The organism is Chloroflexota bacterium (genome assembly GCA_016219275.1).
GTDB lineage: Bacteria > Chloroflexota > Anaerolineae > UBA4142 > UBA4142 > JACRBM01.
Genome location: JACRBM010000064.1, coordinates 1 through 15,580 on the forward strand (window position 1 = coordinate 1; position 15,580 = coordinate 15,580).

The 15,580-nt window shown below is 57.9% G+C and carries 13 protein-coding genes; 1 reads left to right on the plus strand and 12 read right to left on the minus strand.

Annotated elements, in window-relative coordinates:
• Positions 1 to 7: 7 nt before the first annotated feature.
• From HY868_17925 to typA, 4 genes are all read right to left on the minus strand, one after another.
• Entirely contained in the window at positions 8 to 973 is a 966-nt protein-coding gene (locus HY868_17925) for a site-specific DNA-methyltransferase (protein ID MBI5304019.1), read from the minus strand.
• Between the two features lie 262 nt (positions 974 to 1,235).
• A complete protein-coding gene (locus tag HY868_17930) occupies positions 1,236 to 1,610 on the minus strand; it encodes a type II toxin-antitoxin system VapC family toxin (protein MBI5304020.1) in 375 nt (124 codons plus the stop codon).
• Positions 1,611 to 1,631: 21 nt separating this feature from the next.
• Positions 1,632 to 1,862 (minus strand): DUF2281 domain-containing protein, encoded by a 231-nt coding sequence (locus tag HY868_17935; protein MBI5304021.1) that lies wholly within the window; start codon positions 1,860 to 1,862, stop codon positions 1,632 to 1,634.
• 115 nt (positions 1,863 to 1,977) lie between these two features.
• On the minus strand, positions 1,978 to 3,834 hold the full coding sequence (gene typA, locus HY868_17940) for a translational GTPase TypA (protein MBI5304022.1): 1,857 nt from the start codon (positions 3,832 to 3,834) through the stop codon (positions 1,978 to 1,980).
• Positions 3,835 to 4,179: 345 nt separating this feature from the next.
• Here typA and HY868_17945 point away from each other — a divergent pair, with 345 nt between their 5' ends.
• Positions 4,180 to 4,692 (plus strand): NUDIX hydrolase, encoded by a 513-nt coding sequence (locus tag HY868_17945; protein MBI5304023.1) that lies wholly within the window; start codon positions 4,180 to 4,182, stop codon positions 4,690 to 4,692.
• A 33-nt stretch (positions 4,693 to 4,725) separates the two neighbouring features.
• Here HY868_17945 and HY868_17950 read toward each other — a convergent pair whose 3' ends face one another.
• The 8 genes from HY868_17950 to HY868_17985 form a co-directional block, all read right to left on the minus strand.
• On the minus strand, positions 4,726 to 5,085 hold the full coding sequence (locus HY868_17950) for an Hpt domain-containing protein (protein ID MBI5304024.1): 360 nt from the start codon (positions 5,083 to 5,085) through the stop codon (positions 4,726 to 4,728).
• Between the two features lie 138 nt (positions 5,086 to 5,223).
• Complete coding sequence (locus HY868_17955; GenBank protein MBI5304025.1) at positions 5,224 to 9,135, minus strand: response regulator; 3,912 nt, start codon at positions 9,133 to 9,135, stop codon at positions 5,224 to 5,226.
• Between the two features lie 14 nt (positions 9,136 to 9,149).
• Positions 9,150 to 9,584, minus strand: coding sequence for a carboxypeptidase regulatory-like domain-containing protein (locus HY868_17960; protein ID MBI5304026.1), 435 nt, complete (start codon positions 9,582 to 9,584; stop codon positions 9,150 to 9,152).
• A 17-nt stretch (positions 9,585 to 9,601) separates the two neighbouring features.
• Complete coding sequence (locus tag HY868_17965) at positions 9,602 to 10,309, minus strand: DUF1080 domain-containing protein (GenBank protein ID MBI5304027.1); 708 nt, start codon at positions 10,307 to 10,309, stop codon at positions 9,602 to 9,604.
• A 17-nt stretch (positions 10,310 to 10,326) separates the two neighbouring features.
• Entirely contained in the window at positions 10,327 to 11,556 is a 1,230-nt protein-coding gene (locus tag HY868_17970) for a response regulator (protein MBI5304028.1), read from the minus strand.
• Between the two features lie 118 nt (positions 11,557 to 11,674).
• Complete coding sequence (locus HY868_17975; GenBank protein ID MBI5304029.1) at positions 11,675 to 12,532, minus strand: fumarylacetoacetate hydrolase family protein; 858 nt, start codon at positions 12,530 to 12,532, stop codon at positions 11,675 to 11,677.
• Between the two features lie 152 nt (positions 12,533 to 12,684).
• Entirely contained in the window at positions 12,685 to 13,974 is a 1,290-nt protein-coding gene (locus HY868_17980) for a 2-oxo acid dehydrogenase subunit E2 (GenBank protein ID MBI5304030.1), read from the minus strand.
• Between the two features lie 74 nt (positions 13,975 to 14,048).
• Positions 14,049 to 15,374 (minus strand): aminopeptidase P family protein, encoded by a 1,326-nt coding sequence (locus tag HY868_17985; protein MBI5304031.1) that lies wholly within the window; start codon positions 15,372 to 15,374, stop codon positions 14,049 to 14,051.
• Positions 15,375 to 15,580 lie beyond the last annotated feature (206 nt).

The following is a 15,580-nucleotide window of genomic DNA, read 5'->3' on the forward strand; positions in this document are numbered from 1 at the left end:
CGTCAATTCACAGGGATATATCGTCGGCGTCGTATGGTATAATGTCTTTGGGGTTCTCATGCGCTGCTCTTTCTTTGGTAGGATAGAGACAGTGTGCATGAGAACCCTGTTTAGTCAAAAAGTGAGTTTTGCGGTACTGCTTAAATTCCTTCAATTGGTCTTCAGTCAAAGACTGTCCTGCAATTTCGCAATCTCGAATTGATTTAGCGTAGAGAAAAATATAATCGTGGAGCGTTGCCAAAAACTGCTCTGACTGTCTTCCTCTCGGATTGCTTTGAATTGTTATTTTGCCGATGAAATTTTCTTCTCCAAAAATTTCATCCATCAACAACTTCAAATTTGCTTGCTCGTTATCGTCAATGCTCACAAAAATCACGCCGTCTTCGCGCAGTAAATTCCGTGCCACGTACAAACGCGGATACATCATCGAGAGCCAAACGGAATGAAACTGCCCATTCTCGCGCGAGTTCTTGCGCCACAAATCTTGCTTGTTCAAATATCCCGCGCTGTCCGTAATTCCCGCGCGCTTTTTGTACTCGTCTTGCCGTTCGGCGTAATCGTCGGGATACACAAAACTATCGTTGCCCGTGTTGTACGGCGGGTCAATGTAAATCATCTTGACCTTGCCAAAGTATGACTTGAGCAATATCCTCAACACCTGAAGATTTTCGCCCTCGATAAAAATATGCTCATGCCGCGAATTGCGCGAATCTCCGCCAATTTCTGTTTCGCGCAAATTCGTGTCATTCGCGGCTGGAATCAAGGTCGCCGTCGTCTGCTTTTGAATTTCCTTGCGCGCCTCGGCTTTGCCCGCCCAAGACAATTCGTAATGCTCGTTGGGGAACGCGGCAGTTTCCCCCAACACATCTTTCAAGCGCGCAAAATCAATTTTATTTTCCGCAAACACTTCGGGGAAGAGCGCGCGCAGTTGCGCGATTTTTTCAGCGGTTAGGTTGAGCGATTGACCATCCATAAGCATCATCCTTTTCCAAGACCTGACAGGTCTTAAATTCCCGGTGATTCTATCACGACCATTTGAGCGAGTCAAAACTCACCCCAGCCCCCTATTTCGCATAACACTGATCGCTGGCTCGTCAATCTACCGGCGGAGTGATAACCTACTGATAACCTAGAACCTACCTACATCCTACCTAGCCCTTCCCAGCCACCTCCTAGGTTACACGAAACACGCCCGCGTCTTGCGACGCGGGCGTTTGTTGTTCTATGCTTTCAGTTTACCAAATCGTTGTAATATCAGCCGCGTGAATCTCGTGGTCCTTGGTGACGAGCGGCAGACCCAGATGCAACGCGGTCGCCGCAATAATGCGGTCAGGCATTTCCGGCACATCGGCGCGTGAAATGTGCCGCAAAGTCTGTGCGAGAGCAAGATCAAGCGGAACGAGTACCAAGTTGCTATCCGAGCGTTCCAGTTCAGATACAAGGCGCTCAAATACCGATTCCGGGATGCGTCCTTTTTCAACCAGGTAAACAATCTCAACCAAGGAAATCGAAGCAATGTAAATGGGTCCGCCGGTCGTGTCGGCATCATCAAGCGCGGCGACCGCCCCGGACGAAAGTTTTTCCGGCGATGCAAGATACCAAACGATAATGTGCGTGTCGGCAACAACCGCTCATAGTTCAATATCTCGCGGGAAATTTTTCCACATTTCTTTGCGCGCTTGCTTGATGTCCGATTCGGACAAGTCAATTTTGAGGTCCGCCCACGATCCTTTGAGACGACGACGCGACGATGCGGGCACAACTTGCTTGTGCGCCAAAAACTCGACGAATTCGAGCACCTCGCGTTGCTTGTCCTTTGGCAGTACGCGTAATCTCTGAACGACCGATTGTTCAATCGTCATTTCATCCTCCAAGCCAATCGGCTTTGCTTACGCGCATACTTTACCATATCACTTGCAGAGCGTCAACCGGAAAAAACCAACACGCTCGCGTCGAGGGACGCGAGCGTGTTTTGATTTATGCCTCTTGCGCTTCCGCTTCGCGCAACCCCGCTTTGTACGCGGCGGACTTGGCTTTGTGGCGCTCTTCGGTGCCCAGAATCTTTTTGCGAATCCGTAAATTCTTGGGCGTCACTTCCAAAAATTCGTCGTCGGAAATGTACTCGATCGCTTCGTCGAGCGACATGAGGCGCGGCGGTGTGAGCCGCACCGCAATGTCCGAGTTGGAACTGCGAATGTTCGTGAGATGTTTCAGCTTGCACACGTTCACCGGAATATCGCCCTCACGCGCCTGCTCGCCGATGACCATGCCTTCGTACACTTCGACGCCGGGACCGATGAACAAAATGCCGCGCCCCTCCGCGTTGTTCAGTGCGAACGCCGTCGTCGTGCCGGTCTCGAACGCGACGAGCGAACCATGCTCGCGCGTTTCAATGTCGCCCATCATCGGCTCGTACCCGTGAAAGAGCGCGTGCATAACCCCAGTGCCGCGCGTCGCGGTCAAAAACTTTGAGCGAAAGCCGAGCAAGCCGCGCGTCGGCACGAGGTAACGCAAATGCACCGAGCCATCGTCCGCGGTGTGCATCTCTTTCATCTGCGCGCGCCGCGTACCGAGCATCTCCATTACGACACCGAGAAAATCGGACGCAACCTCGATGTACACATCCTCGACCGGTTCCAATCTTTCGCCGTCGCGTTCCTGGAAAATCACTTCGGGCTTGCCAATGTGAAACTCGTACCCCTCGCGGCGCATCGTCTCGATCAAAATCGCGAGGTGCAATTCGCCGCGCCCCGACACGACGAACGTGTCCGACGACCCAGTTTCTTCGACGCGCAAACTGACGTTCGATTCGAGTTCCTTGAACAACCGCTCGCGCAATTTGCGCGATGTGCTCCACGTGCCTTCGCGTCCAGCGAACGGCGACGTGTTCACGCCGAACATCATCCGCACCGTCGGCGCTTCGACGCGAATCGGCGGCAGCGGTTTCGGATCGAGCGCGTCCGCGACCGTCTCGCCGATGTACACTTCGGGCAAGCCGGTGATCACGACGATTTCGCCCGCGGCGACTTCCGGAACTGGGATGCGCTCCAGACCTTGATGCACGAACAATTCCGCGATCTTGCCGGGCGTCTGCGATCCATCGTGCGCGATGCGAACGACATTTTGCGCGGGGCGAATCGTGCCGGCGAACAAGCGTCCAATCGCGATGCGACCTTTGTAGTCGTCGTACGCGAGCGTCGTGACGAGCAATTGCATCGGTTGATCCGGCTCGACCTGGGGCGCGGGCAAATAATTCACAATCGTTTCAAAGAGCGGCTGCAAATCAATCCCTGTGTCGCCGGGCGTGAGCGTTGCCGTCGCGCGAATCGCGTCGGTATAAACGATTGGAAACTCGGCTTGGTCGTCGGTCGCACCCAGGTCAATGAACAGGTCGAAGGTCGCATTCGCGACGTGATTGAGCCGCGCGTTCGGGCGATCCACTTTGTTGATAACGACAATCGCCTTGTGTCCCAGTTCGAGCGCCTTGCGTAAAACGAAACGCGTCTGCGGCATCGGACCATCCACCGCGTCCACGAGCAACAACACGCCGTCCACCATGTTCAACACGCGCTCGACCTCGCCGCCGAAATCGGCGTGCCCCGGCGTGTCCACGATGTTGATCTTGATGCCGCGATACGTGATCGCGGTGTTCTTTGCCAGAATCGTAATGCCGCGCTCGCGTTCGAGATCGTTCGAGTCCATCACACGTTCGGCGACGACCTGGTTGTCGCGAAAGATATGCGATTGCTTGAGCATTCCATCCACGAGCGTCGTTTTGCCGTGGTCCACGTGCGCGATAATCGCGATATTGCGGAGATCATTTCGAGTTTGCATCATTCCTCACTTGAAGGATGAAAGACAAAGGAATGACATTCGTCATTCGTCCTTCATCGCGCCAATAAAAACCTCGGCGTCACAAAAAGCCGAGGCACATCGGTACAACGAACGAGGCGCATTATACGCCGAATATCGCATTTGGCAAGTAGGGGGGCGGCATTGGCAGAATCGGATTCTTCGAGACAAGCAATTGAGAGCAACGAATCGTCTTCAAGATTCGTCAGTTGACAAATGTCTCGCCCCTACCAATGAACGCGCATTGCGCGCAAATACCTTTACGGATACAATCCAACTATCGCGCTATTGAACTATCGAACCATCCAACTATGACACGGAGAAAGTATGCCACCGAAATTCTGCGCGCAGTGCGGTCACGCGCTCGAATTGCGCCCGGTCGAAGATCATCGCGTTCGTCCGGTCTGCCCGGCGTGCGGGCACATCGTCTATCTGAATCCGCTCATCGCCGCGGGCGTGATCGCCGCGCGCGCAGATGGCAAACTCGCGCTCGTACTGCGCGGCGAAAATCCGGGCAAGGGGTTGTGGGGGTTTCCGACCGGCTTTATGGAGATTGACGAAACCGTCGAGCACGCCGCGCGGCGCGAATGTTTGGAAGAGACCGGCTTGCGCGTCGAACTGGGCGACCTGCTCGGCGTGTGGTCGTACGTCCACGAATGGAAGCAGAGTTCCGGCGTGTTGGTCTTGTACGCCGCGCGCGTCATCGGCGGCGAACCGCGCGCGGGCAGTGATACGATTGACGTGCAATTCTACGCGCCCGATGAAATTACGCCGGCGATGCTCGCGTTTGAAACACACCACGCCGCGTTGGAACTATGGAAACATCGAGCGAGCAAGTAACCGGAAACCAAACGCATTTCCCTGGTCTCCCCCCTACTTGACCAGTTGTTGCTCCAGAGCATCGAGCGCGCGAGCGTACTCTTGTTCGACGAGCGCGACCTGGGTCGTCACATCCTGCAGGTTTCTCATGCGCCCCATCATTTCGATTTCTTTCGCCTGCGCCGCCAACGCCGCCGCGCCAAGCGCCGCGCTGGTGCCCTTGAGACTGTGCGCGGTTTTGTACAACGCCTCGCTGTCGCCGCGTTCGGCAGCCACGCGCAACTGTTGGAGCAACGGCGGCGCAGTCTTGCGAAACATGTCGAGCAGTTCGCCGATAATATCGCCCATGCCCTCCGGTTGGAGCGCGCGCAATGTTTCAATCGTTGCTAAATCGAGCGTTGCATCATCCCACATCATTACCTCCTTGATCGTGATTGTTTATCCTTGCGAAGGTTTGAAAGTGAATTCTCTAGAAATCCAATTTGTTGTCGCCGCGCGATTCTTCGGCAAAGCGATTGGCAACCTTCGCAAGGATGCGTTGAGCAGATCCCCTTAATCATCGGTTGACCATTTCTTGATCACGTTTTCCAAATTTTCGAGTTTGACCGGCTTGCTGATATAATCGTCCATCCCCGCGGCGAGACAGCGTTCGCGATCGCCTTCCATCGCGTTGGCGGTCATCGCGATGATCGGCAGATGCCGCCCGCTCGTCAGTTCCGCTTTGCGAATCACGCGTGTCGCTTCGAATCCGTCCATCTCCGGCATTTGGCAGTCCATCAACACAAGCGTGTACGCGTCCGGGTCGGCGACGACTGCGCGAATCGCTTCGCCGCCGCTCTCCACTGTTTGCGCGGCGTAACCCAGTTTCCCCAGTTGTAGAATCGCGACGCGCTGATTGATCGGATTATCTTCCGCGACCAGAATCCGCGGCGAACACGCGGGCGCAGCGGTCTTGATGTCCGGCGACACGGGTTGCGGGTCGTGGCGCGCCTCGACCGCGTGCGCGAGCGCATCGAACAAATTCGATTGGCGCACCGGCTTGGTGAGATATGCGGCGAACCCGGACTGGAGCGCCTTTGCGCCGATGCCGCGTTCGTCGAACGCGGTGAGCAAGATCAATCGCGTGGTCGTCAGCGCCGCATCGCCCTGCACGCGCGCCGCGAGTTGCCAGCCATCCATATCCGGCATCCGCATATCCACGATGGCTACGTGGAACGGCTCGCGCGCGGCGGTGGCTTGACGCAACGCGGCAAGCGCCTCTACGCCGTTCCCCGCCGCCGCCGCGCGCATCTCCCAGGACGCGAGATAGTGCGCGAGAATATCGCGATGACTCTTGAGGTCGTCTGCAATCAACACGCGCAAACCGCGCAAATCTACCTGGCGCGGCGCGACCGGCTCTCCGCGCTCCAAACGCGCGGTGAACCAAAACTGCGTGCCCTTGCCTTCCTCACTCTCCACGCCGATTTCGCCGCCCATCAATTCGACCAAGCGTTTGGAGATCGCAAGCCCCAGCCCGGTCCCGCCGTACCGGCGCGTCGTCGAACCGTCGGCTTGCGTGAACGGTTGGAACAAAAGACGCTGCGCGGCGTCGGGGATGCCGATGCCGGTGTCGCTGACGACAAAGCGCAACAGCACATCCTGTTCGCGTTGCTCTTGCAATTCGACGCGCACGGCAACTTCGCCTTGCTCAGTGAATTTCACCGCGTTGCCGATCAGGTTGACGAGGATTTGGCGCAGTCGTCCTGGGTCGCCGAGCAGGTGACGCGGAATCGCCGGCGACACGAACGCCATCAAACTCAAGTTCTTGGCGCGCGCCTTGGACGCGAGCAATTCCACGCTCCCTTCGACCGTGTTGAACAAATCGAACGGCGCGCGGTCCAACACCAAGCGTCCCGCTTCGATCTTGGAAAAATCGAGAATGTCGTTGATGATCGTGAGTAACGCGCCGGCGGATTCGTGAAGGATGCCCGCGAGTTCGCGCTGGTTCGGCGTGAGCGTGTCGTCCAGCAACATTTCGCTCATGCCGATGATGCTGTTCATCGGCGTGCGAATTTCGTGGCTCATCGTCGCGAGAAATTCAGACTTGAGCCGCGACGCTTCCATCGCTTGATCGCGCGCGCGCGCGAGCGCCTGCTCATGCTCTTTGCCTTCGGTCATATCGCGCGCCACCGCTTGAAAGCCGGTGATCCGCGCGCCTTCGATCAGCAACTGGACTTTTTGACCGAGCCACAACTCGCGACCATCTTTGCAGAGCGCCGGAAATTCGAGATACGTGAGCGGCGTGCGCGCGACCAGTTGTTGGCGATAAAAGCGTTGCGCCGTGCGGCGAAAACGCGGGTGAATCAAATCCAGATAATGCCAGCCGAGCAATTCGGTTTCGCCATAACCCAAGACCTTGCTCGTCACGGGATTGTAGAACGTAAAGTGACCGCGCGCATCGGTGCGATAAATAATATCTTCGGCTTGGTTGATCATCGCGCGGAAACGTTCTTCGCTTGCCTTGAGTTCCGCTTCGACGCGCTTGCGTTGCTCCAACTCGCGTTCCGCCGCGGCGAACAAGCGCGCGTTGTCGAGCATCTGGCTCACCGCGCCGGCAACGCTCTGCACGAGCGCAATTTCCTCGGCGGTGAATTCGTGCGGCTCGTAGGTATCTAACGCCAACGAACCGATCATCCGATCGCGCACCAACAATGGCGCGATCAAAATCGAAGCAACGTTCAATCGGCGCAACAACTCGCGCGAGACGTCAATCCGCGGATCGGTGTTCACATCTAAAACCGCCAACGGCTGACGATACGCGCGGATGTACTCGGTGCTTGGATTGCCCGCCGCGGGAATCGTCTTGCCGCACGCAGAAGGCGCGTCGGCGGGACGATGTTCGGCGACGAACGTCAACCTGGTCTGCGCGTCGTTCATCAACGCGGCGCGCACTTGCGGCACATCCAAACCGTGCGCCAGTTCGTCGCAGGCGACTTGCAACACCCATGCCGGGTCGTGCGCGGTCGTCGCCGCGGAGATCACGCGGTTGAGCAACGTCGTTTCGCGCAACCGGCGTTCGAGTTGCGCTTCTTGTTCGTGGCGCGGCGTAATATCGCGCATGACGGCGAGAACCTGATCAGCGCCGCTCACATTCATGCGGATTTCATAATGGCGCGTGCGCCCGCTGGTGGTCAAGGGAAATTCGACGAACTGCATTTCGCCGGTGCGCAATGCCGCGTCAATGCGCTCTTGCACCGCTTTGCCGACTTGGCGCGGCATCACCTCATCCAGGTTGTGGTTGTGAAATCGTTGCGGCGGGATCAGAAATGCTTCCGGATTTGCCGCGCGATAATCGAGACAAACTCCGTCTTTGCTCAAGGTGAGAATCAAATCGGGCATCGCTTCGAGCAGCGCGCGGTGCTTGCTCTCGCTCGCGCGCTGCGCCGCTTCGGCTTGTTTGCGCGCGGTGATGTCGCGCAAAGTGACGAGTCGTCCGATCGTTTTGCCCTGCCGATTGCCAAGTGGCGACATCTGCAACTCTAAAAGCCGCGTCGTTTTCTTTTGTTTCATCGCGATTTCGGCGCTGGCTTTTTCCACGCCGCGATAACGCTCGACGATATCGGAACACTCCCCAAGAACTTGGACGGCAGGCAAACCGATGATGTCCATCTCCCAGTCGAGCAATTGTTGCGCGGCAGGATTGACCTCGACGATTCGCCCGGCGTTATCCAGCACCATCACTGCATCGCTCATGCTTTCAATCACGGCATCATGCGCGAGGGGCACCAGGTCGAATAGCCGAAATCGCAAGACGCCGAACCCAAAGATCAACCCGGCGAGCGTAAACGCGAACGGCGTTAAATCCAGGTTCGCGAGCGGCGTCCATCTGAACAGGTACAGCGCGTTGGCAAGCCACGGCACGAGCGCGACGAGGAACAATGCACGCGCTTGCGCGCGGTACACATTGCGCGTGCGCGCCGACAGACGAAGGAGGCGAACGCTCGCGATCAACAAGAGCAAGTACGCATACGCGACGTTGAGCCAGAACGCCGCACCATAACTCACCGCGAGAATCTGAATGTCTCCCAGAGCAACCTGGGTCGTTTGACTCCAAATGAGGTGATGCGCTTCGTTCGTCCAAACCAACACCAGAATTGCGAATGGCACGCTGGCGAGCGACCATCTAACGCGCCGCGCGAGAGACTGGCGATGATTGGCATACTGCGCAACGAAAATGAACCAGCCGAGCGGCACGGTGACGATACCGATGTACTCGACTTTTGCCCAAAACACCTGAACAGCAAGATCCGCGCTGGCGAGTTCGAGCGCGTAACCGAGCGACCAAATCGCGACGCCGAGCATAAAGCCGAGAAATGCCGGCAAGCCGCGCGACGAACGACGTCGCGCGGCGAGTACGGCAAGCCCTACGGCGACCACGGTCGCGAGTAGCGCGAGCACTGCATAGATCGAAAATTGCCAATTCATACGCATTACAATCTTTATTCGTCGGGCGGCGCGAGGTAGGCGAGCACGCCCACTTCCGTGATCGCGCCGGAAAGAATATTTACCGGATATTCTTGCCCGATTTCGTTCACCACGACGATCAACACCTGCGCGCCGCTGGGGAGCGCATCCAACGCGAAACGACCATCGGCTTGGGTCGTGACCGTTACGTCCGGCGCGGCGACGAGAAACACTTGCGCTTCCGCCAACGGTTGCTCTTGCGCGCCCACGACGACGCCGCGCACCGCGCCGTCACTGCGCGCCACGCGACTCGCGAGATTCGTGCCCAGCAACGGGTACGCAACGAGCGCAAGCGCGAGCACCATCAACACCACGGTCAGGACGCGCGCGACCTGACTGCCGCAACCCAGCCGCTCGCGCGGTTTGCCGTCGGTCGTATACTGAACTGCCGGACTATTCACGAAAGACATTTTAGCGACTCCCTGGCTTACGGCGCGGTCACTTTGAAATTGTCGAAACTGGCTTGGCTCGACCACACGCGCAGACCGGCTTGACCCGACGAGTACGTCGCGTCTTTGCCGACGAGCACCGTCTGCCCGTCAATCTTGGCGGTGAATGTATTTCCTTTCACCGTTAGATCAACGTGCCGTGGCGTATTCGTCCACTGATAATTCGCCGGCGGCTTTGCCGTCGCGATCGGGGGATACACTTGAGCGCCGTTCACCCACTTTCGCATAATGAATTGTCCCTTGCCAGACCCCGGCTCATACTGAAACGAATAGCCGTTGATTTTTTTATCGCCCGACGCGCGAAAGAACAGCCCATAACCGCTCCCCTTGTTGAGCAACGCGTCCACCGAAACCGTGTAATCCTTGGCATTGCTGCCCTTTGCCAGCGCGCGAAATTCACCGCTCGGACCCGCGCACAAACGTCCATCACAGAGCCGCCATTTGCCATTCAAGAAACTCCACCCGGCGGAATCCTTGCTAAAGTCATCGCTGAAAATCACGCTCGGCGCGAGCGCGCAACCCTTGCCGGCATTCGCGCTGAAAACGCCGACCACCTGACAAAAAACGCCATCGAGGCGAACACCGACGACCGGCAAAATGAGCATGGACACGACCGCGACCATCACCAAAAGCAAGGCGACTTCGACGTTCGATTGTCCGATTTGCGACCCAGCATCCTGTTTCATCGGCGCGGCTCCTTCACCTAGCGCGGCGGCGTGGCGGCGGCGGCAAGACGTTTCTTGACGCGCTGCCAACCCAGTTTCGGCGCGGCAGGTGGAATGGTGAGATGACGTTCTTTGCTGATGCGATACGCGTGATCTTCGATCAGCGCCGCGACCGGTTCATCCGGATGCGTGTGCATCAAGGGCGCGCCGCGATTGATCGCAGTGACAATTTGATCGGGCATAAACGGCAAGACGAGGTGAATCGGCAGGCGTAATGCGGCTTCGATATCTTTGCGCGCAAATCCTTGGCGTTGAAACGTCCAATTCAACACGACGTGGATTTTATCGGCGGGGTATCCTAGCTTGGTGTACGTCTCGACGGCGGCGGAGGCGGAACGAATCGAAGCAAGGTCGGGCGCGAGGACGAGCAGAACCAGGTCGGCGCTGTCGAGCGCGTGGAGCGCCACCGCGTTGAAATCGTGACTGAGGTCGGCGACGACATAATCGTAGCGCGGCACGAGCAGTTTCAAGATCGCGTCGATGTGCTCGCCGGTGATGTTCTCGCTATCGGCGGGCGACGTGGGTGCGGCGATCAGGTGCAAGCCACTCGCGTGTTGACCGATGATCGTCTCGAGCGCTTCCCAGTCGAGCTCATTCGGCGCAATCGCGGCAATGTCCGCCCACGTGCGCCGCAACGGCATATCGAGCATCAGCGCGTCTTGTCCGCTCGTCGTCACCAAATCGAGCATGGCGGTTTTGCCATCCCACAAGCCGGCGAGCGCGATCGCGGTGTTGACCGCAAGACTGGAACAACCGACCCCGCCGCGCAAACTGTGCACCGCGATGAGACGCGCCTGTTCGTCGGTTTTCAAGCCGAGCGATTGCGCGCTCTGCGCGACCTGACCGCGCCGCAACAATACCGCCAAGCGCGCGGCGAGTTCGCCCGGCTCGAACGGCTTGACGACATAATCGTCCGCGCCGGCTTCGAACGCGCGAATCTTTTCGTCGAGACTCGCCTGGCTGGTCAGCACGAGAATCGGCAGATACGCGAACGCCGGATCGCGGCGTAACCGCCGGGTGACTTCGTACCCGTCAATGCCCGGCATCACCACGTCGGTGATCACGAGTTCAGGGGACGTGCTCCGCACCATTGCAAGTCCCTGCTCGCCATCCGGCGCGGTAATCACTTGATAGCCGAGCGGGGTCAACGCGGCGGTAATAATCTTGTGAATGATTGGACTGTCGTCAATCGCGAGGATGCGCGGCATAGAGTACCTCTTTGGAATTTGCCCAAATTATATGCCGCGCAGATGTGGGGGACAATAGTACGCTTTGTCTGATACGGATGTCCTACTCGCCGGACGCGCATGCGTCCAGCAAATTTGCTTACGCGATTTCTGCCGCGACCGGATTTTCCAGAACGCCGATGTGTTCAATCGCGATTTTCACGACATCGCCCGCGCGCAAAATTATCGGCGGCGTGTGCGATGCGCCGGTGCCGCTCGGCGTGCCGGTTGAAATGAGGTCGCCTGGTTCGAGCGTCATCACCGAACTGAGATATGCAACGAGAAACGGCACGGAGAAAATCAGATCGCGCGTGTTGGCATGTTGGCGCAATTCGCCGTTCACCCACAACGACAAATCGAGAGCGCCGATGTGCGCGATCTCATCGCGCGTGACGAGCGCGGGTCCCAGCGGACCGAACGTATCGAATGTTTTGCCCATCGTCCACTGCGATTGGCGCTTTTGAAAATCGCGCGCGCTTACATCGTTGAAAATCGTGTACCCGGCGACGACATCGAGCGCGCGATCTTCCGGCAAGTTACGCGCGCGTGCGCCGATCACGACCGCGAGTTCGCCTTCATAGTCCACTTGATTCGCGATGCGTGGGAGCAAGATCGGTTGACCCGGCGCAAGCACGACGTTGTTGAATTTCGCAAAAATATCCGGATACGTTGGCGGCGTCGCGCCGGTGTGACCGTGATAATTGTGCCCGACGCAGATGATTTTGCCGGGGCGCGGGATAGGCGCAAGCAAGGTTACGTCCGATTGGGGCAACCGGAATTTCGCGTCGGCGCGCTCGACCGTTTCGCGGGTGAGCGCCATCGCCGCTTCGCCCGCGTCGAGGAACGCGAGCATGTCGGTTGGCAAACTGGGTTGCGCGCGATTCAGGTCGAGCACGAATTCGCCCATCTGCGCGCCGAGGCGCGGCGCGTGACCTTGGGTAAATGTGACTAGTTTCATCGTCGGTGTCTTCTCCTTTTGGGGATGCCTTCGTCAGAATCCAAGTTTCTTCGAGAAACCTGAATTATTAGTTCCGCTGGCACATTATCACATTTCGCCACGCAGGTAAATGTGCGTTTGGGTCAAAATCATCACGACTGCGAAAATGATGGTTACGCGAGGAGCGCCCAGGGTTCTTCGATCAGATTGGCGAGCGCATCGAGGAATTGCGCCGCGCGCGCGCCGTCCACGACGCGATGATCGCACGATAACGTCAGGGTCATCATCGGGCGCACGACGGCTTGTCCCTTCACCGCAACCACACGCTCGGCGATGCGACCGACGGCAAGGATCGCGGCTTGCGGCGCGTTGATGATTGCGTTGAACGCGTCCACGTTGTACATTCCCAGGTTCGTCAGCGTGAACGTACCGCCGGCAATATCCGCCGGTTTCAGTTTGCCCGCGCCCGCGCGTGCAACCATGTCCTTGCGACGCGTCGCGATGTCGCCCATCGTCAACGTGTCCGCGCGGTGCACAACCGGCACGATCAAGCCGTCTTCAATTGCGGTCGCGATGCCGATGTTGATCTCGTCGTTGAGTTTGATGTTTCCATCAACCCAGCTTGCGTTGACGCGCGGATGATCGCGCAATGTGTGTGCGATGAGCTTGACGAGCAGATCGGTGTACGTCGGTTTGACGCCGACGCGTTTCTCGACGAGTGATGCGATACGTCCGCGCAATTCGACGAGCGCGCGCGCGTCCACCTCGCGCACAACGTAAAAGTGCGGCACAGTCGTCCAGTTCGTCGTCATCCGTTCCGCCATCACGCGCCAGATAGTGGAAATGGGACGCTTCGCGTGGAGGTTAGAGGTTGGAAGTTGGAAATTGGACGTTTCACGTTGGACGTTGGACGTTGGAGCAGTAGGAACATCTGACGCGATAATTGCGCCGTCGGGACCAGAGCCGCGCAGGGTTGCGAGATCAACATTTCGCTCGCTCGCCAGGCGACGCGCTTGGGGAGACGCGGGAATTTTTGCTCCCCTCACCTGTTCGCCGATTTTGCGAACGGGAGAGGGGCTGGGGGTGAGAGCAAGATACGCCAGCACATCCGCTTTCTCAACGCGCCCGCCGCCCGGTTTCACACGCGCGAGGTCAACGCCGTGATCCTCCGCGATTTTACGCGCGACCGGTGACACCGGTAGAGACGTTGCACGCAACGTCTCTACCGAATCAACGATCAGCGCGATCGTTTGCCCAACCGGGATCACATCGCCTTCGCGCGCGGTAACATTCGCGAGCGTGCCGGTCGCAGTCGCTTCGATCTCGACGGTAACTTTGTCCGTCTCAATCTCCATGATCGGCTCGCCTTTTGTCACTGCGTCGCCTTCGCGCTTGAGCCAGCGTAAAATTTTTCCGGTATCCTGCGCCATTTCGAGCGCGGGCATGATGATGTTTGTGGGCATTCGACTCTCCGAGTTCCCTGATTTCCCTCAGTTCCCTGACTTCCCACAAAGGGAACTGAAGGAAGTAACGAAACTTAACCTCTGACCGCCGCGACCATTTTCTTCACATCCTCGTTCGGCTCTGGATCGTGCACGCGCGTCGTCGGCAGCGGACCGGTCGCGGTGTAATAGTGATGCCCGGCGACCATCAAATCGTTTGCCGGAAAACGCGTGATGATTTCGTGCCCGGTTTCCGTGACGACGATTTCTTCTTCGATGCGCGCCGCGCTCCAACCATCGGTCGAGGGCCAGAACGTTTCGAGCGCAAACACCATCCCCGGTTTCAACGCGATGGGATGATCGAGCGAGACGAGGCGACTGATGACCGGCTTTTCCCAAATCGCGAGACCGACCCCATGACCGTACTGCAACGCGAACGCGGCTTCTTCGTTCGGGAAGCCAAACTCGGTGGCTTTAGGCCACACGGACGCAACTTCGCCGGTCGTGCGCCCAGGGCGAATCAGTTCGATTGCCGCGTCGAGATAATCGCGGCAACGTTTGTACGCGTCCACCATCGCGCGCGAGGCGTAACCGATAACGAACGTGCGATAATAGCACGTGCGATAACCCATGTACGATTGCAGAACGTCGTAGTACACCGGGTCGCCGGGGCGCAACATACGATCCGAGAAAACGTGCGGGTGCGGATTGCAGCGTTCGCCGGAGATCGCGTTCACCGCTTCGACGTACTCGGAGCCGAGATCGTACAACACTTTGGAAACGATGCCGACCGCTTCGTTCTCGCGCATCCCCGGTTTCATCGCGCGATAGAGTTCGTCATACGCGGCGTCCACTTGCGCGGCGGCGTGTGTGATGAGCGCGATCTCGTCCTGGGTCTTGATGAGCCGTGCGTCAGACATGAGTTGCTGTCCGTCCACGACCTTCAAACCTTTTTTCTGCAACTCAAACAGCACGGGCACTTCGGCAATGTCCACGCCGACCGGCTCTTTTTCCAAGCCGCGCTCTTTCAACTCGACCCAGATTTTGTGCGCGACATCTTCCGCGCGTCCCATCTCCGGCGACATGGCACCGCGCAAAAGTGAGATGCCGGGACGCGAGCGTTTCTCGCCGAGCCAGGGCGCGTAGAGTTGATGATGCCGCGCCGCCGAGCCGAAATCCCAGAGAATCGGCTCGTCGTCTTGCGGCAACAACGTAAAGCGATTCATCTTGTCCTGCGCCCACGTGCCGATGTGCGTCGCGGTGAGATAGCGCACGTTGTTCATGTCGAAGCAAAGCAACGCGCCCATCTCCGATTCCTTCAAAAGTTTCTTGGCGCGCCCAAGTCGTTCCCGGCGCAATCGCTCAAAGTCAATGCGCTGTTCCCAGTCTACTGCCATCGTGCCGTAGGTTTTGATTGCCATTGTATCACTCCTTTTCGTCCGCGAATTACGCGAATCTACGCGAATAAAAATTAGCGCAGATTCGAGACTGTAGCATTGCTACTGCGAATTTGGTATTTACCGCTGAGACGCTGAGAGCGCAGAGTGCGCGGAGAGAATTCATATCAATAATCTCAGCGTGCTCCGCGTGCTCCGCGCCTCTGCGGTAAAATTTCCGACTCATCAGT

Bases quoted from the DNA above. Each gene is read 5' to 3' on its own strand.
- HY868_17975 (MBI5304029.1), bottom strand. From the start codon at position 12,532: ATGAAACTAGTCACATTTACCCAAGGTCACGCGCCGCGCCTCGGCGCG.
- HY868_17980 (MBI5304030.1), bottom strand. From the start codon at position 13,974: ATGCCCACAAACATCATCATGCCCGCGCTCGAAATGGCGCAGGATACC.
- HY868_17985 (MBI5304031.1), bottom strand. From the start codon at position 15,374: ATGGCAATCAAAACCTACGGCACGATGGCAGTAGACTGGGAACAGCGC.
- HY868_17925 (MBI5304019.1), bottom strand. From the start codon at position 973: ATGGATGGTCAATCGCTCAACCTAACCGCTGAAAAAATCGCGCAACTG.
- HY868_17965 (MBI5304027.1), bottom strand. From the start codon at position 10,309: ATGAAACAGGATGCTGGGTCGCAAATCGGACAATCGAACGTCGAAGTC.
- HY868_17955 (MBI5304025.1), bottom strand. From the start codon at position 9,135: ATGAATTGGCAATTTTCGATCTATGCAGTGCTCGCGCTACTCGCGACC.
- HY868_17945 (MBI5304023.1), top strand. From the start codon at position 4,180: ATGCCACCGAAATTCTGCGCGCAGTGCGGTCACGCGCTCGAATTGCGC.
- HY868_17960 (MBI5304026.1), bottom strand. From the start codon at position 9,584: ATGTCTTTCGTGAATAGTCCGGCAGTTCAGTATACGACCGACGGCAAA.
- typA (MBI5304022.1), bottom strand. From the start codon at position 3,834: ATGCAAACTCGAAATGATCTCCGCAATATCGCGATTATCGCGCACGTG.
- HY868_17970 (MBI5304028.1), bottom strand. From the start codon at position 11,556: ATGCCGCGCATCCTCGCGATTGACGACAGTCCAATCATTCACAAGATT.
- HY868_17950 (MBI5304024.1), bottom strand. From the start codon at position 5,085: ATGTGGGATGATGCAACGCTCGATTTAGCAACGATTGAAACATTGCGC.
- HY868_17935 (MBI5304021.1), bottom strand. From the start codon at position 1,862: ATGACGATTGAACAATCGGTCGTTCAGAGATTACGCGTACTGCCAAAG.